The organism is Streptomyces sp. UF-297, assembly GCF_058245575.1.
This window is the reverse complement of the sequence record NZ_JBSIBZ010000132.1, coordinates 1-18,630: the sequence shown is the minus strand read 5'-3', so window position 1 is coordinate 18,630 and position 18,630 is coordinate 1. Positions and strand designations below refer to the sequence as shown.

15 protein-coding genes are annotated in these 18,630 nt (G+C 68.4%); 8 read left to right on the top strand and 7 right to left on the bottom strand.

Annotated features, from left to right (window positions below):
- The first annotated feature begins 331 nt into the window (after positions 1-331).
- The 7 genes from AC4IJH_RS40810 to AC4IJH_RS40780 all read left to right on the top strand — a co-directional run bounded on the left by AC4IJH_RS40810 (position 332) and on the right by AC4IJH_RS40780 (position 8,207).
- Entirely contained in the window at positions 332-2,725 is a 2,394-nt protein-coding gene (locus AC4IJH_RS40810) for a helicase associated domain-containing protein (protein ID WP_490857087.1), read from the top strand.
- Positions 2,726-3,151: 426 nt separating this feature from the next.
- Positions 3,152-3,817 carry a hypothetical protein gene (locus AC4IJH_RS40805; protein WP_490857086.1) on the top strand — a complete coding sequence of 222 codons (666 nt, stop codon included), beginning with the start codon at positions 3,152-3,154 and terminating at the stop codon, positions 3,815-3,817.
- Positions 3,818-3,901: 84 nt separating this feature from the next.
- Positions 3,902-4,861, top strand: coding sequence for a hypothetical protein (locus AC4IJH_RS40800; protein WP_490857085.1), 960 nt, complete (start codon positions 3,902-3,904; stop codon positions 4,859-4,861).
- The gene (locus AC4IJH_RS40795) at positions 4,858-5,898 is read left to right on the top strand and encodes an ImmA/IrrE family metallo-endopeptidase (protein ID WP_490857084.1); all 1,041 of its coding nucleotides are present in this window, start codon (positions 4,858-4,860) and stop codon (positions 5,896-5,898) included. Before AC4IJH_RS40800 ends, AC4IJH_RS40795 begins: the two co-directional genes overlap by 4 nt.
- 148 nt (positions 5,899-6,046) lie before the next feature.
- Positions 6,047-7,069 carry a hypothetical protein gene (locus AC4IJH_RS40790; RefSeq protein WP_490857083.1) on the top strand — a complete coding sequence of 341 codons (1,023 nt, stop codon included), beginning with the start codon at positions 6,047-6,049 and terminating at the stop codon, positions 7,067-7,069.
- Positions 7,066-7,500, top strand: a complete 435-nt coding sequence (locus AC4IJH_RS40785; RefSeq protein ID WP_490857082.1) for a type II CBASS E2 protein — start codon at positions 7,066-7,068, stop codon at positions 7,498-7,500. Before AC4IJH_RS40790 ends, AC4IJH_RS40785 begins: the two co-directional genes overlap by 4 nt.
- A gap of 173 nt (positions 7,501-7,673) precedes the next feature.
- Positions 7,674-8,207 (top strand): hypothetical protein, encoded by a 534-nt coding sequence (locus tag AC4IJH_RS40780; RefSeq protein WP_490857081.1) that lies wholly within the window; start codon positions 7,674-7,676, stop codon positions 8,205-8,207.
- A gap of 349 nt (positions 8,208-8,556) precedes the next feature.
- On the opposite strand, the gene AC4IJH_RS40775 is transcribed toward AC4IJH_RS40780, so the two are convergent.
- The 6 genes from AC4IJH_RS40775 to AC4IJH_RS40750 all read right to left on the bottom strand — a co-directional run bounded on the left by AC4IJH_RS40775 (position 8,557) and on the right by AC4IJH_RS40750 (position 16,144).
- Complete coding sequence (locus tag AC4IJH_RS40775) at positions 8,557-9,324, bottom strand: hypothetical protein (protein ID WP_490857080.1); 768 nt, start codon at positions 9,322-9,324, stop codon at positions 8,557-8,559.
- Positions 9,305-11,473 carry a hypothetical protein gene (locus tag AC4IJH_RS40770; protein WP_490857079.1) on the bottom strand — a complete coding sequence of 723 codons (2,169 nt, stop codon included), beginning with the start codon at positions 11,471-11,473 and terminating at the stop codon, positions 9,305-9,307. The genes AC4IJH_RS40775 and AC4IJH_RS40770 overlap by 20 nt, the downstream gene beginning before the upstream one ends.
- A 175-nt stretch (positions 11,474-11,648) precedes the next feature.
- Positions 11,649-12,170, bottom strand: coding sequence for a hypothetical protein (locus AC4IJH_RS40765; RefSeq protein ID WP_490857078.1), 522 nt, complete (start codon positions 12,168-12,170; stop codon positions 11,649-11,651).
- A gap of 1,163 nt (positions 12,171-13,333) precedes the next feature.
- Positions 13,334-14,803, bottom strand: coding sequence for a UvrD-helicase domain-containing protein (locus AC4IJH_RS40760; protein WP_490857077.1), 1,470 nt, complete (start codon positions 14,801-14,803; stop codon positions 13,334-13,336).
- A gap of 62 nt (positions 14,804-14,865) precedes the next feature.
- The gene (locus AC4IJH_RS40755) at positions 14,866-15,726 is read right to left on the bottom strand and encodes a DUF6083 domain-containing protein (RefSeq protein WP_490857076.1); all 861 of its coding nucleotides are present in this window, start codon (positions 15,724-15,726) and stop codon (positions 14,866-14,868) included.
- Between the two features lie 157 nt (positions 15,727-15,883).
- On the bottom strand, positions 15,884-16,144 hold the full coding sequence (locus tag AC4IJH_RS40750; RefSeq protein ID WP_490857075.1) for a helix-turn-helix transcriptional regulator: 261 nt from the start codon (positions 16,142-16,144) through the stop codon (positions 15,884-15,886).
- Positions 16,145-16,789: 645 nt separating this feature from the next.
- Here AC4IJH_RS40750 and AC4IJH_RS40745 point away from each other — a divergent pair.
- A complete protein-coding gene (locus AC4IJH_RS40745) occupies positions 16,790-17,326 on the top strand; it encodes a hypothetical protein (RefSeq protein ID WP_490857074.1) in 537 nt (178 codons plus the stop codon).
- 262 nt (positions 17,327-17,588) lie between these two features.
- On the opposite strand, the gene AC4IJH_RS40740 is transcribed toward AC4IJH_RS40745, so the two are convergent.
- Positions 17,589-18,524: a hypothetical protein gene (locus AC4IJH_RS40740; protein WP_490857073.1), complete on the bottom strand. Its 936-nt coding sequence runs from the start codon at positions 18,522-18,524 to the stop codon at positions 17,589-17,591.
- Between the last annotated feature and the right edge of the window lie 106 nt (positions 18,525-18,630).

Genomic DNA, 18,630 nt, shown 5'->3' with positions numbered 1-18,630 from the left:
GCTCCCCACCAACCAGACTGCTGCGCAGTCTGGTTGGGCAGGTCCGCTGCGCTCCCCTGCCTTTGCCTTTCCGGCTTCGCCTCCAAGTCTGGCCCGCTTCGCGGGCAGCTGGCTACGGGGCAGCGTGGCCCAGGTGTTGGGCATTGTCCTCTGGTTCGACTCGATGGGGTGGTCTCTTCCTCGAGCTCGCCCGGTGACGGTGACGCACCTGCCATAGTGGGTTGGAGTCCGCGCTCCGGCTCCCTGCAATCAAAATTGTGCGCGGATAGAGTCTACGCTTAGCGGGTAGTGCCTCTGCTGGGCGTGCCCTGAGGGTGACAGGTGGTGTGCTGTGTCGAGTCGGTGGACGCTTCGTCCTCATCAGGTTGAGGCCGTTGACGCGGTGGTGCGGGCTTTGGAGCACGTACCTGAGGGAGAGTCATCGAGTGGAGCGCGGGCCCAGGTTGTCGCAGCTACCGGTACGGGGAAGAGTTTGATCGCTGTACATGCGGCGCGGGCTCTGCGTGCGAAGCGGATTCTGGTGCTGGTTCCCACGCTCGGTCTGCTGGCGCAGACGGTGTCGGTCTGGCGTGAGGCGGGGCGGCGGGGCCCGATGTTCGGTGCTTGCTCGCTGTCGGGTGAAGACGTGAGGGATCTTCAGTGCACCACCGACGAGGCGGAGTTGGTGGGGTGGATCTCGGGCCTGGAGTCGGTGACCGTTTTTGCCACCTACGCCTCACTGGGACTGGGGGTCCTGGAGCGGAGTCATCGCGCGGGGCTGGGTGCATGGGATCTCGTGGTGGTGGATGAGGCGCACCGGACGTCGGGGGCGTTGGGGAAGGCGTGGGCGGGGGTTCATGACGATGGGCGGGTGCCGGCGCTGCGTCGGTTGTACATGACGGCTACGCCGCGGTTGTGGGAGGTGGCGGATCGGGAGGGTGTGAATGGGGGTGAGGTGGTTGCGTCGATGGACGACGAGTCGGTGTTCGGGCCGGTGGTGTATCGGCTGTCGTTGTCGGAGGCGATTGAGCGGGGGCTGATCGCTCGATACCAGGTGGTGTGCGTGGACATCGCGGATCCTGGTTTGGCCGTGGCCGAGTTGGCGGGGGGTGCAGGCAGGACGGCGCGAGTGCGCGGGGCGCGGCTGGCGGCTTTGCAGACGGCGGTGATGAAGGTGGCTGCGGAGCGGCGGCTCGGGCGGTTGTTGACGTTTCACCACCGCACGGGTGAGGCCGAGGCGTTCTCCAGTGGTCTTGGTGCGGTGGCGAAGGAGCTGCACGAGAGTGATCCGGGTCTTTACCCGGGGGCTGATGGGGTGTGGGCGGACTGGCTGTGCGGGGAGCACAGGCCGGCGCACCGGGGTGCGGTGCTGGAGGGGTTCGCGTCGGAGCCGGAGGTTGATCCGGGGGTGGCGTGGGTGCGGGTGCTGTCGTCGGTGCGGGTACTGGGTGAAGGGGTGGACACCAAGGAGTGCGATGCCGTCGTGTTCGCGGACGTGCGGGGGTCGGCGGTCGACATCGTCCAGGCGGTGGGGCGGGCGCTTCGGATGCACCCGGGGGAAGGCAAGGTGGCTTGCCTGGTCGTTCCCGTCTTCCTCGGGCCGGGTGAGCAGCCTGACGAGATGCTGGTGTCGCGGGCCTATGGAGAGCTGGTGAAGGTCCTCACGGCGCTTCGGGCGCATGACGCCCAGGCCGTGGAGCAGTTGGCGGCCCCTCAGGTGGCCGGGGGCCGGTCTGCTGGCGGTGGGGTGGCGGAGGTGCCAGGCGAGGTAGGCAAAGTGGCTGCTGAGCTGTTGTCGTTCTCCCGGCCGCGGGATCCGGCGCAGTTGGCGGCGTTCATCAGTCTGCGGGTGCTGCAGCCGGAGAGGCAGTTTTGGAGGCGGGGTCTGGCGGCCGCGCTGGCGTATCGCAGTGACCGGGGTGATCTGGCGGTTCCGTACGAGTACCGGACGGTGGACGGGTTCGCGCTGGGGGTGTGGATCGCCCGGCAGCGCAGTGCCCATGCGCGTGGGGAGCTGAGCCGGGAGCGGGTGGGTCAGCTGGAGGAGCTCGGCATGATCTGGTCGCATGCCGAGGTCGCGTTCGCCGAGGGGCTGTCGGCGGCACGCGGGTGGGCGGACGAGCACGGGCACCTGCTGGCGCCGGCGGACGCTATGTGGGAGGGGTACGCGGTGGGGGTATGGCTGAAGAACCAGCGGGCAGCCACGCGGCAGGACAAGGACAAGCAGAGGGCGGGTGGGCTGAGCGCTGCCCGGCGGCATGCCCTGGAGGACATCGACCCGTCGTGGTGCCCCTCATGGTCGGTTGCCTGGCAGCGGTGCTTCCACCTCGCCCGCCTGCACGTCCAAAGCGGGCAGGCGCTGCCCCAGGGGTCGGGACAGGTGGTGGTCCAGGGAGAGGACCTGGGACAGTGGGCCGGCCGGCAGCGGCGCCAGTGGGACAGCCTCGAGGTGGCGCAGCAATGGCTGCTGAGGGAAACACTCGGACTCGGCCCTCTGCGGGAGGGTGAGCAGGGTGTGATGGCGCCGCGGCGTACGCGGGCTGAGGTGTGGGCGGCGAATGTGGCTGCTGCCCGCCAGTACCGGGAGCGGGAGGGGCATCTTGAGGTGCCTCACCGGCATGTCGAGAAAGTCGGCGGGGATGAGCAGGCTTTGGGGGTGTTCATCGCCAACAGCCGCTCCCGTCGGGCGCGGTTGGCTCCCGAGCGGGTCGCGGAGCTGAGCTCACTCGGCATGCGCTGGGGATGATGTCTGGACGGGGCTGACCCGGCTTGGTTTTAGCCCTTCAGGGGTGATCGCGATGCGAGCAGGAATGTGCAACTTCCTGTGCCGGAACCGCGCCCTGGCGTACGGTTCGCCCATTAAAGGGAGGTACCAGCTATTTCCGTATTCGACGAGCTGCACGATCTTGAGTACTTCGGCTCCACGTGTCTGGCTCTGACCAGCAAGCTGGTCCGGGAGGAAGCACAGCGCTTTCCCGTTCTGGCTCCGCCCGCCGGCTGGCAGGAGGCCGATCTGGAGGATCTGCTGGGTGAGTTTCTGGCAGACCGTCTCCAGCCGGTCACCGTCAACCTCCTGGCTCTCGCCACAGATGATGACAGTGTCGGAAGATTGCTGCGGACATCGATCCGGCGCTGGTTGATCGACCAGTCTCGGAAGACTGCGGTCGGGTCGGTGAGGCGCTCGCTGGAAGATGTGCTGACGGACTGCGATGCCTTCGAGACAGTACCGCCGGGCGAGGTGGGGGCCGGTAGGTGGCGCTTGTCCGGCACCACGGTGCAACCTTGGTCAGGTCCCTCCGACCGGCTTGTCGAAGCCGCGTATGCCGTGCCGAACATCAAGATCCCGAAGTGGACGAGTGAAACGCGTCGGGCCCCTCTCGCTGACAGGGCGTCGCTAGAGGCTGTGATCCATGCGGTTCTGTTCACCGCCGCCGGATCAATGGAGGTTGCGCAGCTAGTCGAGGTGTTCATCGCTCGTTTTCCAGTGGCGCTGGATCCGAACGTCGTCTGGCTCTCCAACGCTGGGGAATCACAGATCACCGCCAGTCCGCATGCTTCCCCGGAGGAGATCCTGCTTGCTAGCGACGACGAGGCCAGCGCGGCATCTGCCGCAGCAGAGATCGTGGCCATGCTCAGCCCTCAGGAGCGGCGCATGGTCGCGTATCTGGACCGTCCCGGGGAGATTCAGGGGCTTCTGGGTTGCGGCCGGTCCCAGGCCTATCACCACGGGGCGCGTCTGAAGGAGAAGCTGCAGCAGCTCGTCGGGGACGGGGACGGGGTACGTTCAGTGAGGTCGGAGGTGATCCGGCTGTGCAGCGAAGCGGCGCAGACACGATGAGTGCGACCAGGGCCGGACGCCCTGCTTGGTACGACGTCAGTCGATGGTGGAGGCCTGCTCAGTCGATGGATGCGGGAGGACACCATGAGTGACTTGGGAGTGCCGCAGCGTTTCCTGGATTTGGCCCGGCGGGCACGTGGGCCGCGTGCTCTGTCGCAGGCGGGGCTGAGAGAGCGCTTTGGTGATCCGGCTCAGGCGGAGCTCGAGCCTGGTCAGGTGTGGCGGGCGCGCTGGGACGAGGTCAGCATGCTTGTGCTGGTCTTGGATGTGGACGCCCGTGAGGTGAACACGGTTCCCGTCACGATCGACCCGCCGGGTGAGGATGAGACCAGTGTGGTGGTGGACGGGTCACGTACTGTGTTCGGCGTCGAGACCACCGTCTGGGCAGGGCTGGTCTCTTGTGTCCCTATGCGCGTGCTGGAGCGCGTAGTGGATGCCTGGGACGACGACATCGTTGGGTGCATTGCGGCTCGAGTCCAGGGCCTGCAGGCGCCGGCTGCGGCAGGAGTACGTGAGGGACGGTCGATCCGTTCCGTCTTGGAGCCGGACGCTGAGGTACGAGCCGTCCTCGCTGATGATCTGGACTATCTGCGGCATGCGCCCGGTCTGCCCATTGAAGAAAGCGGGCGGCCTTCGGGGAACCTGGCGTCGCTGCTCGGTGACCGGCTGGACCTGAAGGCGCTGTGCTCTGCCTTGGAAATGCCGCAGCCGGAGGTCATGAAGCTGCTTCGCGGCAAGGTTCCGCTGCCTCCCGACCGGATCGACGCCATCGCATCGGCGACCGGGCTGCCTGCAGAGCAGATCGCCCGTACGGTACGTCCCCTGCCAGCTGATCTTGTCTCTGCCGTAGAGCACCCGCGGTGGCGCTCGGTGTGGGTGCGCCGTGCTCGGCGGCTGGAGGTCAGTGAAGTCCAGGCGCGGCTTTCGGGCAGCTACGGCGCCTTCGCCCTGGCCGCTCGCCAGACAGGCGGTGGGGCGGCCGATTGGGACGCACGTCTGCGGCAGTTCCTTGGCGACGAGGACGGCGCGAAGGGCAGCCCGTGACACAGCGCCGGTTCACCGAGGAGGCCCCGCGCCAGGCGGAGGCGATGATCTCTACTCTTGAGCAGCTGCACCCCGGGGCTCTGGAAGCGCTGCGCGCGGATCCGCTTGCCGAGCTGGGCCGCTGGACGAACATCCGGGTGTCGTTGGAGGCCGCGTCGGACGACGGTGGCCGGTGTTCGGTCGCCGGCAGCTACCGGTCGGAGACCGATCCCCCGACCCTGGTGGTCGGGACGGCCCGCTCGCTTCGGCGCCGGGGGTTCACCGGCCTGCACGAGCTGGGCCACCATCTCCAGCAAACCGATGCTGTGCTGGGGCAGCGCCTGTTCGACTGGGAGGACTCCGAAGCCTTCGAGGAAGCGGCGTGTGACGCCTTCGCTGCGCGCGTACTCGTGCCGGATGCGCGGATTACCGCGGACGTACGCCGCCGAGGGCCCTCCGCCGACGATGTCGTCGCCATGTTCCGCACCTCCCAGGCATCGCGCGAGGCGTGCTGTGTGCGTGCGGCGCAGTATCTGGCCGGCGGTGGCGTGGTCGTCTTGTTCGATGCCTCGGGCCGGGTGCTGTTTGCCGCGGCTCACGGCATGATTCCGCCGGCTGGGGGTTCCGATCAGTCGAAGACCCCGCTCCTGGCCGCGGCCTTGGGTACCCGTGCCACGATCGAGCGCGACAAGACGTTCGTGGTCTACAGGTCCGGCGAGCGCAGCGATCTGTTGTACGGGCAGGCGGCCTGGTGTGACGAGGACTACCTGATCGCTGTACTCGCCGAGGACAGCGTGGCCTGGCGCGCCTTCACGGCGCCGCGCCCGCGAACCGGGAACTCTCGGTTCGGTTCCTGGTGGGAGTGCGAGACGTGTAGTGAGTCGTTCAAGATCACCGAGTCGGCGTGTGCGGAGTGCGGGGAGCCTTCGTGCGGGCAGGGGCACTGTGGCTGTACGGCCGCCAGGAGGCGGAGCGACCGTCCCTGCGAGCGCTGCTTCATGGTCCTGGCTCCGTCCCGGTTCGAGGGTGCGAGCACGGTCTGCCGCGATTGTTCCTGACCTGCTCGCAGCAGGGGGTGGGGGGCCGCCCGGACGATCTCGGCGGTGTGACGTCAGAGAAGGGTGAGCCGCCGAGTGACGGCTCCGCCCGGGGAGGTCCCGGGCGATGTGCGGCGCTCGGCGCCCCTCACCTGAACGGACAACCTTCATGGGATACACCGAAGACATCCTCAACGACATCCGCGGCCAGATCGACGCCCACCCGCAGCCGCTGGCGCAGGCACGTACGCGGCTGGACCTGGTCAGCTCGAGCGCCATCGGATTCACGGGCGCGCTGCGGACCTACCGCAGTGGTTCTCTGCCCCAGCACACCTTCATCCACCCGGTCGGCGACGGTGACGGCGGAGTCGTCCTGGACCGGCGCGTGTATCCGCGGCTCGGGCCGGACGGGGGCGGCGAGACGCCGACCGCGATCACCGGCGAGCTGTGCGCGCTGCTCGGTCCCGCGGTGCGCAAGGTGTACCCGAAGGCCCGCTGCGGCACCTCCAAGCGTGGCCCGAAGGTCACGTTCGGGGAGCCGGTCGACGGCCAGGACCCGACGGTGGACCTGGTCGTGGCCCTCACCCGGAAGGAGGGGGGCGGGCTGTGGATCCCGAACCTGGATACTGACCGGTGGGAGGCGTCCGATCCGGAGGGGCACGTCGAGCTCTTCACCGGCGGGGCGCAGTCGCTGCGGCGTACCCGCCGCCGGGTGGTTCGTCTGCTGAAGGCGTGGAACAAGCAGTACTCCCAGCCGGGCTTCTCCTCGCACAATCTGACGGTCTGGGCGTGGGAGTTCGTCAAGCCGGGGATGGGCGTGGCGAAGGCGCTGGGCACGGTGCTGTCCAAGGCTGCGGCCCGGGTGGAGGCCGGTACGGCGACCAAGGACCCGGTCGGGGTCTCGCCGAACGTGAAGCTGCTGGTGGGGCGTGAGGTTGCGGCCCGGCGGCTGCGCAGCGCGGCAGACGGCGTGGCCGAGGCTCTGGCGATGGACAACGACCGCGATGCGGTGATGTCGGCGCTGTCGGGGGTGTTCTACCGGTACGTCGAGGCCCCGGTGTCCGACAGTTTCGCGGGCAAGATCGCGGCGCTGCGGCAGCGCGCGCCTGTCACGACGGTGACGCTGGGGCTGAGCGGGCCGGCGGCCGACGTACGGCCCACCCGGGCCTACGGTGCTGGGCCTCACGCGTGACGCGCCGTCCTGTGTGGCGTGCGCTGGCCTGGTTCGCCAGGCCAGCGGCCCGCATCGCTTTCCAGCGCCAGCTGGCCGCCTGCGGCCAGGCGGTCAGGGTCGTCAGGCCTCCGCGCCGCTTCCGCGGTGGCTTCGCGCTGGCGGTGCGGCTGCGTGTCCCGGATGTCGTCGAGCAGACTGTCTCGATCGTTTTCGGCCCAGGGGCCCCCGACGTGCCGTACGTGTACACCGATGGGCCGTCCGAGTCGCCTCACCGGTACTCCGACGGCGCTCTGTGCATGTGGTATCCGTACGATGCGCCTGAGCAGCGGTGGATTCGCGAGGACGGGCCGACTGCCCTGCTGGGGCATGTGGTGGCGCATCTGTTGCGTGAACAATGGTGGCGCGGCACGGGCGAGTGGCCCGGCCAGGAGGCTCCCCACGGCACGTGAGCGGCATGCCCGGTATCGGCTTGGAGGTCGTCATGACGCCCGCGCAGACAGCAGTTGCGTCACCGGCCCCCTCCGCATCGACGACCGCAGTGGTGCACTCCGCGACGCCTCCAGCCCCCTCCGGGCTGGCCCCGTCCGCGTCGACAGCCACCGTGGTTCCTTCCGCGCCTCCAGTGACCCCTTCCGCGGCCGATGCCAACTCGGTGTTGCCGGCCGTGGTGTCCGGGGCGTTCCTCGCCGCCATGCTCACTGCGGCCCTCAACATCTGGCTCGCACGGCGAAAGAGCCGGGAGGAGGAGATCGGCAGGCTCCGGACTGCCTTCGCCGAGGCCTTCGCTGCCCACAGTGCCTACAAGGAGATGCCCTACGCCATCAGGCGTCGCCGATTTGATGCCTTGGCAGAGGAGCGCGTGCGGCTGTCGGAGACGTTGCGGGAGATCCAGGGCAACCTCTCGTACCACCTTGCGTGGACGAAGATCGAATCCGAAGCGGTGGGCGATGCCTACGCGGAGCTCATCCAGGAGCTGCGCAAGACGGCCGGGGCGGCCATGCGTGCAGCTTGGGAGGCGCCGCCCATCGAGAGCGACACGGACATGAACATTCCGCCGGCACAGATCGATCTCAGCGCGCTGCAGCCGCTGGAGACTGCCTACATCGCTGCCGTCCGGGCGCACCTGCGGACGCTCAAACCGTGGTGGTCCCGGTAGAAGCGCCGCACGGCGCCGGTTTCAGGAAGTGGCCGTCGGCGTCCGAGCGCGCCACGCCTCTGCCGACCGGCAACGACGTGTGGCGCGCCGCCCGTCGGGCCTGGTCCATCGCATTCGCATGCCGAGGGCTTGCAGAGCGTCCAGTTCCTCGCGGCTGATCTGAGTTGGGTTGCGGCACCGCTTCCTGATCCACCGGTCCGAGGTGTGCGAGAGGCGCGAAGTCCTCGAGCGAACGCCCAGCCGGATGTACTGCGGAGCCTGCGCAGTAGGAGGGTGCGTCGGTGCCCCGACAGTGCGCGGCGTTTCGGGGCCGTCCCGCTGGCGTACCCCCGGCCGTAGCTGTGGGTACTCATCGTGCGGTGTCCCCGTCCGGGATGGGGTTCTCGGTCGAGGTTGACGAGCTCAGCTCGCGGATCTGACGGGCGATGTCTGGGTGTCCGTAGCGGTCGGTGAGCAGTGCCACGGTATCGATCAAATGGTTCTTGGCGTCTTCGGTGAGGTCCTCAGCGAAGGTGTGGAGCAGGCGGGCGAGGAGCGCCCATCTGCCTTGCGGCGCGTATGCGGCGGCTTGTGCGTGGAGTTGCTCGAGGCGTGGGAGCGTTTTTTCGTCGATGGCGTGCGGTGCGGTGGCGTACCAGTAGGCCAGGGCGAGTGAGGGGTCGCTCATCACAGTGTCTTGCAGGGCGCGGGCTTGGTCCAGGTGGCGGCGCTGTTCTGCGCGGCGTTGTTCTTCCTCGTGTTGGTGGCGTTCGTATCGGGATGCGGCTGTGAGCGCTTCGGTGTCGGCTGTCAGGCTCACGTGTGCCCAGGTGAGCCTGACGGGGATGTGGGGGATGTCGGTGGGTCGGCCGAGGAGTGTGTTGATGTGCGCGGCGGCCAGGACGCTGTCGGCGGGGGTGAGGGTGGAGGTGATGTTGCGGGCGATGACCAGGGCGTGATGGGTGGCGGCAGCTTCAGGGGTGTGGTGGGGGCGGGGCGAGGGGAGTTCTTCCCAGGTTCCGGTAAGGGTGAGGGTGAACGGGTGGCCGGGGGTGGCGCTGGGTGCCGGGCAGGTGATGTCGATGCTTCCTGCCCGAGGTGGGGGCCAGCTGGTTCTTCTACGGTGTGGTCGGCGCATCATGCGAGCGTGTGGGGGCGGCGGGGTCCGCTTCTCGGATTGCGATGAGTAACTCGTCGCGCAGGCGGGTGCGTTCGGTGGGGGCCTGTCCGGCGTGGGCGGGCTCCCAGCCATTGGCTGCGTGGTTGAGGACGATGAAGCGCTGTGGGAGGTAGGTGTGGTCGGTGTCCGAGCGGAAGACGGCTTCGGTGAAGGTGGCGATGACGGTGGTCCGCAGGGTGGGATGCGCAAGGGCTGCGTCGAGCCACGTGCTGACGGCGTCTTGGACCTGACGGCTCTTGGTGTCGTCGAGGGACTGGCGCCAGCCGGTCAGGGTCCAGGAGTCGGGTGTGATGGGGTGGCTGGTCAGGAGGGCGGGAATGCCGTCGGGGCCTGTACGTTCGGCAAGGTGCAAGAAAGCGCGGCGGGCGGCGGCGGCCTGATTGCGGTCGCCGCCGAACCAGGTGGTGAGCCTGTCGCGGATGCGTTGCTGGAAGCCGTCCTGCTCCCACAGGGTCATCAGGGCGTCGCCGACGGCCTCGGTGACCTGAGGGTTGTCGGTGTGTGCGGCTAGATCTGCCAGCCGTCTGAGGGCGACTTCGGCGTAGGCCGGGGCGAGTTGTGCCATCGCTTCGGCGAGGGCGCGTTTGAGTGCGGGCGGGGTGGGGCGCTTCTTGTCCGTGGTGGGCTCGTCGGGAGCTTTGGCCCAGTCGAGGTACCGGTCGCGGGCGAGTTTGCCGGCCACGGGGTCGAGGGCTGCGGCGACCAGGAGGTCCGAGGCGTGGCCCTTGAGGTGTTTGGAGGCTGCCCAGTTCGTGGCGGTCGCGCGCAGGACGGTAAGGCTCTGCTTGGTGAGGGTGTAGCGGGTGGTCCACTGGCTGACGCGGTCGGCCAGTGGGATGCCGAGTTCGCTGGGCAGGAGTTCGGCTTGTTCGGCGGTCCAGCGGGTGAAGGCTTCGACATGGTGAGGGCGGTCGGCCCAGAAGTAGTCGACGACGGCTTCGGCGTATCCGGGCCTGAGGAAGCGGATGCGGTCGTCAAGACCGAGGTCGGCGTTGATGCTGTCGGTGAGCGCGATGATGCCCGGGCCTTGCTGTCCTTTGGTGGGCAGCGGTGTGTCACCGAGTGCCGTGCCGAGGGTGATGTGGGCGTCGTAGACGCTCTGAGCGGGTGCCCCGTCGAGTACAGCGGCGGCGAGCATGTACGTGCGGTGGCCGCTGTCCGTCTCCGCGTTGTGCCACTCGAGGAGTTTGCGGCGCCAGTTCTGGGCGGACTGGACGACGAAGTCGACGAGCTCGTCAAAACTCTTGTGCTCGGTGGTCGTGCGGTCGAGGACCACAGCCGCGGCGATCTTGTCGGCCCAGTCGACAGCCTGGGCTGGTGTGGCGTTCTTGAGGTGGCTGGTAATCCTGACATCTCTGAGCCACTGGCTCAATTCGCCTTCGGACAGAGGCTGATCAGACAGGTGGGCCCGGGCGACGGCGAGTGCGTCGGCGGGGCTGAGGTGGTGGGCCAGTCCGGGTGCTTCGCCGGCAACGTTCGTCCAGATATCGGTGTGGACGACGGCGATGACGAACGAGCGGGTCTTGATCAGGTGATCAGCGACCTCTGTGAGGTGAAGCCCGGTCGTGGTGGGCAGCAGCTGGGTCTCGTGCCTCAGGTCCAGGATCCAGCCGGTGTCTTCGTCCAGGAGGCCTTCGAGCTCGATCTTCTCATCAGGCATGCGTCGTACCTGGCGAATGGTCTGCACACCCAGTCTCTTCAGGGTGTGCAGGGCGGTGGTGTAACGGCCGGTGCCGGCGCCGGCGTGGATGACCCCCACTCGGTGGATGTCGAGAATCGCTCCGAGCGCTTTCGCCGTGTCGTCGTCTCCGACATAGCCGCCGAGTCGACGGCGGATCCAGTCGTCCGTCAGAGGGATCCCCCGCAGACGCTGGATCTCGTGGTTGTTCTGAATCCCGATCAGTGTGCCGTTGTTGGTGGTGACGGTCTGGTCGACTTGTGCTGCGGCTGCGCTGGTGTCGTTCATGCCGGTGTCGGCGAGGTTGCCGGCTTCGGGTGTGGTGTCGTCCACGGCTGCCGCCTCAGGTGGCTTCTCTGTCGTGGGCGGCGCAAGGTGCTCGGCAGGGTCGGCGATGTTCCCAACGGCGGTCGAGACCGTCTCGGCCACGGGTTCGACAGGGTCGGTGGCGGGAGTTCGGACGGCATGGCCAGCCGCAGGTGCAGCAGGTGCGGGCAGGTCGGTGAGCTGTCTGGGTGCTGTGGGTTCGTTCAGCGTCAACGCGCGGCCCTTCGGACAGTTGGGTTGTTGCGCGGGTGCGCAGCGGGGAGGTGTTGCGGCGCCGCTATCCGCCGATCCGCCGTGCTTTCATGCCGATCAGCTGAGCGCCGGCTTCGACTGTCTCCACCTGCTGGGTGACCTTTGCGTTGCCGGTGATCTCGTCGGCGTCCATGCCCCTGGCCTCGCCGGTGAGTGTGGTCAGCTTCTGGTCCACGAACGGACCGGAGGCGGGGCGGTCCTCGCCTACGAAGGTCAGGCGTTGGCTGTAGACGTCTTCCAGGATGGCGCGCAGCTTCCCCATGCTGCGCAGGAGACCCTGCTCTGGGGTCAGCCCTTCCGGCTCTCGGCTTGCGTACTCCTCGAGGAAGCCGTGGAGCAAGTCGAGCTCGGCCTGCCGGGCCTGGAGTCGCTCCTGGTCCGGCTGCAGGGGAAGCTGGAGCGTGCCGACCAGTGTGTCGGGAAGCGCGAGGTCCTGCTCGGGTTCCGCGTGCCGGGGGCTGAGCAGGTGCTCCAGGCGCTGGTACAGGAAGGTCAGAGTGGCAGGTACAGCTGAACTGATCAGCGCGATCTCCACAGGATCCGGCATATTCCACTCCCCCGTTGTCCGGATTGACAGAACCCTGATTCTCACGAAGCGTCCGGGCTTCGATAAGCGCTTTTTTGAATGTGGCGGAAATTTCCTGCTGGGAGGGATATTCCGGCCTCGACCGAATTCCATTGGTGCGGATCAGGCCATCTGGCCGGTCAGCACGGGTCGCTTTCCCGGTGATCCGTTTCGACTGCTGCCCCGTGTCCGTGCCACAGGTAGGGGGCTTCGTCGGGATGCCGGGCGACCCGTGCCTGCCGCCAGGCCACGTCAAATGAGGTGCGTCCACGGCTTCGTCTGGACTCCCGCAGGGCCTGCCAGCTGGTCACGGGGTCGAGGACCCAGCGCATGAGGTGAAGTCGCATAGTCGTAGAGTCCCCGCGCACTGGCCGACAGGCGGCAAGTCCGTAATTCGCAGTCCGCAGCGAGCCGCCAGGCGAATTATTTCCGCCATGACTTCTTCCCATGCAGTGTGAAATTCGATGTCCTTTGTTGCTGTTGCGATGCATGAGGTTCGGGCTGATGGATCGGGACGCATGCATCCCGGCCACGATGCGCAGGCGCGGTTCCGCTCGCGCGGCCCGGGCGACGGCGTCGGCGGCGCCGAGGAGTTCCAGGACTCCTGTCGCGTAGACCGCGAGTCGGGGGAAGGGCACGAACGGCGGGACCATCGCGACCAGGTCGTGGTGGCCGGGTATGGGGCCGACGGCGGAGGGGGCGAACCGGGCGCTCGCCGTGAACACCAGCGATGACCACAAGGCCGTGCAGAACGGACACGCACCAGGTCGCGAACCGTCTGACGCCGAACGCACCAAGCAGCCGGAACAGCAGGGCGGGAACGGCCATGAGCATGAGTGTGCCGAACATGGGAGGAGAGTCCTTTTGTTGGTCGGTCGCGTTCGGACCGCGGTGAAGAACGCACCCGCGCCGTACGCCGGCGGACGGACGCGAAGAAGCCGTCGGGGCCGGCCGCCCTTCGGTGGTGTAGGGCCGTGCGGTGTCGAGGTTCAACCGGGTCGGCCGCCGGGATCGGCGGCGTCGGCGCCCAGGAAGGCCCTCGGAGCCCAGCGCCGGACTCACGCTCAAGTTCCGCCGATCAAGCGCTACTTGAGGGCGGGCACACCCCTTCTCCTGGGTGCAGTTCACCGTCTGCGGCCAGAGCGCTACGGCGAGGGCCTTCCGTCCGGGTGGGTGTCGATCCAGGCGAGGCCGCCCATGTCGAGGCGTGTGCGGGCGCGGGTGACAGCTACGTAGGCGAGGCGGGCTTCGCTGTCGTCGATGGGTCCTGGAATGGGCCGGCCTTGGCTGTCCTGCTGGTCGGTGTCCTTGGGCGGGCTGAAGTCGTCGGCGATTTGCACGCGTGCCCATTCGCGGCCTTTGGCCTTGTGGGCGGTGGAGACGGTGACCTGCGCGCGCTCTTCCGTGGTGAGGCGGCTGACGGCGGTGAGGATGGCGTCGGTTCCGTGGGTGTCGACAAGGTCGACCAGGGGCTGGAGGTCGCGTCCGGAGGGGTCGTGCGCGGCGTAGTCCTGGACGGTTCCCCAGGTGGGGAAGAGGACGAGTTCGGGGTGGCTGGTGCGGCGTCCGTCTTTGAGGTCGCGGGCGGCCAGGGCGAGGGAGCGCAGGTTGTCCCCTCCTCCGACGAGGGCGACGGGTGTACCGATGGCGAGGAGGTTCATGACGTGTTTCATGGCGCCGACGTTGGTGCGGCACAGGATGGCGTCGGGGCGGTTGAGGGGGCCGAGTTCGGTGGGCAGGGTGTCGGTGCCGGTCAGGCGGATGGGGGCGTCTGCGATGGCGAGCCAGCGGTTGGCTTCGTCGGCGAGGGCGGGGCCGAAGCGGAAGGAGCGGGAGAGGGTGAGGCGGGTGCCGTGGAAGCCGGTCATGACGTCTTTGGCGCCGCGCCAGTGGTAGATGGCCTGGGCGGAGTCGCCGACGAGGACGAGCTGGGCGTGGTAGCGCTGGTTGTTGAAGATGTGCTCGACGACGGGGTTGGTGTCCTGGGCTTCGTCGAGGAGGAGGAAGTCTGCGGGGATCTTGGGGTTGGTCAGTGACCAGATCTTGAGGAAGTGGTCAGGGTCGAAGCGGACGGCTCCGGTGTCGGGGTTCTGCAGGTCGGCCCAGGCTTTGTTGGCGTAGGGCAGGACGAGGTCGGCGAGTTCGCGGTGGTGTTCGGGGGTGTCGAGGCCGCGCAGCGGTGGGACGTGGCGGCGGGTGAGGGTGGTGTCTGCGGAGTGGCAGAAGCGGGTCACGGTCCGCAGGACGGTGTTGGACAGGGTGGTGGGCATGAGTGTGTGGCTGGCGATGCGGGTCGGTTTGGTGATGCCGAGGTCCTGTCCGGTCTTCCAGGCGGGGCGGCGGGGTGCGCCGAGGCGGCGTGTGTAGCGGTGGCCGAGGGCTGCGTAGGCGAGCGCGTGGGCGGTTTTGCAGGTGACGTTGGGCGGGAAGCGGGTGGTGGCTTCCTGGGCGATGGCGCGGTTGTAGGCGAGGTAGCGGCCGCGCCGTGTGGTGCTGCGGGCGAGCAGTGCGAGGGTGGAGGTTTTGCCGGTGCCGGCGCCGGCCTGAAGGGCCATGTGGTCTCCGGCATGGAAGCGGTCGGCCGCTTGAGCCTGTTCGTCGGTGGGCGTGAACAACGTGAGGATGCTCCGGTTCGGGCAGTGACGCTGAGACAGATCGCTGATGGGCGCTGCGGGGCTCAGTCGTGTCGTCGGGTTCCGCGTGGCAGCCGGGTGGCCAGGAACTGGTGGTGAAACAGCGGGTCGAGGAGTTCCCAGTCGGCGAGGGCGAGGTCAGGGGCCGTGGTCATTGCCGCGTGGGTGGGGCAACGCTGTGCGCGCCAGCGGACCTGCTCGCCGTAGGGGAGGTGCCCAAGGTCGTAGACGGCGATGTCGGATGCGGGCAGGGCAAGTTGTCGGGTGCCACGGCGGTGTGGGGCGGCCAGCATGAGGGTCCAGCGTCCTGGGGTGGTTCCGGGGGCGAGGACGGGGTTGGTGCAGCGGGTGCGGCGTACGGTCTGGGCGACACATTGGATGTCGTGGATGGGGGCGGCGCCGATGTACCGGCCGTAGAGGAGCTGGACGACGGGGCGCGCCGGTGTGCAGGAGTCGTCGTGGTGGGGCTCGGTCTCGGGGTGGTGCCCTGGGGTGAGGATGCCGGCGTCGGTGAGGCGGCGGGTGTTGAGTGCGAGGCGTCGTCTGATGTCGTCCAGGGCGGGTGGGAGCGCACTGGGGGCGGTGCTGGCCGGGCACAGGGTGAGGTGTGCGAGGTGGCACCAGGGGCTGCCGTCGCCCACGGGGTGCGCGATGCCCGAGGCGAGGTGCCATCGGTGCGGCTCGGGGACGATGACGGTCGGCAGTTCGAAGGGGTGGAGCGGGATGGCCCGCCGGTTGCTGGTGGTGTGCCAGTTGACCGGGTTACCGCAGTCGCGGCAGTGGGCGGACTGGGCGATGCGCAGCAGGCGGCTGGGGCTGTCGTGGGCAACGGTCAGGGAACGCCGGCGGCCGTGGGTCTTGGGGATGCCGTCCGAGTGGCGGCGCGTGGCGCGGGTGGAGTGCATGGGTGTGAAGCTTCCAGGTGACACGCTGGAAGTGCGGTGAGTGTCGCCGCGGGTTCGCCCGACCGGCCCAAGAGCTGAGAACGTGCGCCCGACGGGTCGGTTGTTCGTTCGGGACGGGTGACCGGTTCGGGTGATCCTGGATGGCGGTGGTCCGGGGCTAGTCGGCGGACCCTGACGGCTCGTGTTCCTCACACAGGGCGGCGAAGAGGTCGGCGAAGGGAACGCCGAAGGCGTGCCCGAGGGCGTGCCAGGTGTCGAGCGATCCGATGGTGCGGCCCTGCTCAATTTCGATGAGCGTGCGCCTGGATTTGCCGGTCCGTTCGGCGAGGTCGTCGTACGACCAGCCGCGCTCGCCCCCCAGCTGCGCGAGCCGAAGGCGGAGCGCTTCGAAGTTCGGCTCGGGCGGCAAGATCGTCACCCGACCATCCGACGGCGGCGACGCCAACCCTGTCAGTGCAGACCTCTGCCCTATCTACCCGGGCGGGAGGAGGCCGCCCCGAAGGGCAGATGTCTGCACTACGGTGTGCGGCCGTCACCCCGCATCCCGACAGGGCCTCTCCGGCCCGAACGGGGCGGGGACGGAAAGGAGTCGAGGGGGCCGATGAGGCTGTGCATCATGCGCGCTTCCGCGCCACGTACCTGGGTGGTCGAACTGCGCCCTCTCCCCCAAGGGCCGCTCCTGGTCTGCCCCCAGTGCCCCTCGGCACCACAAGCACTACAGGGACGCTCCGCGCGAGCCACCGCCCTGGCGCACCTCGCACAGCACGCCCGCGCCTGTCCTCTCCCCCAGCACCTGCGGACATGCCAATGCCACGAACGAGGCTGCCACTGGCATCCGCGCCACCGCGGCTGCGCCGGCCCCGTCCTCCTGGTCCTCGCCCGCGAGCGCGGCGGCCGGCTGTGGCGCCTCGCCGATGCGTGCACGGCCTGCGCACACGCCACGGCCGACGCTTCGGTCGTACCGGAGACCAGGCTCGCGCGCCCCTCGCCACTACCCCGCCGCGTTCCGGTACGTCACCGCCGACCGTGCGACGTCAATGCCAGTGCCCTGCTGGCCGGGCAGATGCTCAGCTATCTGGCAGCGTCCCTGCCCCTTCACACCACTCCCGAGGCGCGGCTCCTCGCCCTCCAGGCCGTCCTGCGCGCCACCTCCTCAAGCGCTGTCCGCCTGCGCAAAGGACTCGTCCACGGCATGGGCCACGGATCCATGAGCAGCGCCTGGAAGGAACTCGCGGACAGCCGGTTCGTCACCCCCGCTCTTTCCACCGACTCGCTCCACACGGGTCGGCTCACCGACTCGGTGACCGGCATGCCGAGCTCCGCCGTGCGCCGACAGGCAGCCGACTGGGCTCTGCGCACAGCACGTCAGGCCCGCGCTCGCGGGCTCGGGCCGACGGGGCAGCTACTGTCGGTGGGACTTCACGCGCTCACCGGTCCGTCTCGGCGCGACGGCTCTGCCGACACCGGCCACGTGGCTCGCCTCTGCGGACTCGCGGCGAGCAGCCTTCTTCACGAGTTCGAGCGCCTGGTCGCGACAGGGATGCTGATGGGCTGGACCCTCTCCTCCGCGGAAGAGCATGCCACCTGGAAACTGGGGTGAGCGGATTCGCCTGTGCACCGACCTGCATGGTCGAGAGCCCCCGCACATGGAGTGCAAGGCTGTGCCATGCCCTTCCTCGACAACGGCGCGTAAAGCAGCGGGGACGGTGGCGTGTGTGGACGCCGGCCCGTCGTCCCGGGGCCGCCCGGAGGCGGCAGGGTGCGCAGCGTCGAGCGTGGCAAGGGACGGGCGACAGGCCGCCTGCGGTGGCATGAGCGTTGACGGGAGTGCGTCGTCGTGGCGCAGGGCGTGTTTCCGAGGGTCAGGCAGAGCGTGTGGGCATGGACGGCTGTCCGCTTGCCGCTTGGGCACCGGCCGTGAGGTCGAGGTTCCTGGCGGGGCACAGAAGTTCGCGAGCGACTACGGGTGGGACGGTCAGCGTGACCGTGCCGGAAGCCCAGTGGGCGGCGGTCTTGTAGGCAGCGAATGCATCTTGCTCCCAGTTCGACAGCGTGTCGATCATCTGGAGCCCGTCCGAGTCGAACCCCAGAGGAGGCAGCCGCACGCCCATCGTCACGTTTGCGGCGGCGCTGGTGGGGTCCGGGTCCGGAGGGCGCAGTCGAGCGTTCCTGTCATAGTGCTCGTCGTCGGGACTGGGACTGTCGTAGGCCTCTCTTTGCCTCCAGCTCGGCCACATCCGCGCCAGCTGCGGCGTGGACCGCCCGCGTTCATACAGGGCCGCCGCGGTTCGTTCGATTGCGGCCACGTCAACGAGCCGGCGGCGTTCCTCGCATCGGCGCTCCGCGTATGACGCGGCACGGATCAGGTATGGCGCTGCCCAGTGGTACAGCCAGGGGTGGCTTTGGAGGCTGCTGGCGGTCTTGGTCAGGTCGGACTGGATGGTGCGCCAGTGGTCTGGGTTGAAGTTCGCTCTCAGGAAGTTGGGTACGTACCCGGGGTCATCACGGTTCTGCTCCTCCTCGTCTTCTTCGTCGAGCAGCTCGCGGAGGGACACCAGCTCGATGACTGCCGCGCTCAGGCCCTCGTCGCGCGGGCCGTCGGCCTCCACACGACAACAGACGCACATGCGCGATGCGATGTCTGCGTTGAACAGGGCACGGCGTTTGTCCGTGTGTCCTTCGCGACCGGCCACAGCGGGGCATCGAGAATCGCTGTGCACCCTGTCGGTGCTCTGTAGTGCAACGATGCGCATCGGTCGCTTGTAGTACTTGTCCACCAGGATCCCCAGGCTGCCCATGTAGCCAACCGGGACGGATTGCTTGATTCGGGTCTGCTGCAGATTTGGGTGACAAGTGTGGTCACGCGGCCTGGGCGGCCGGTGTAGTCATGACGGTTTCGTACTC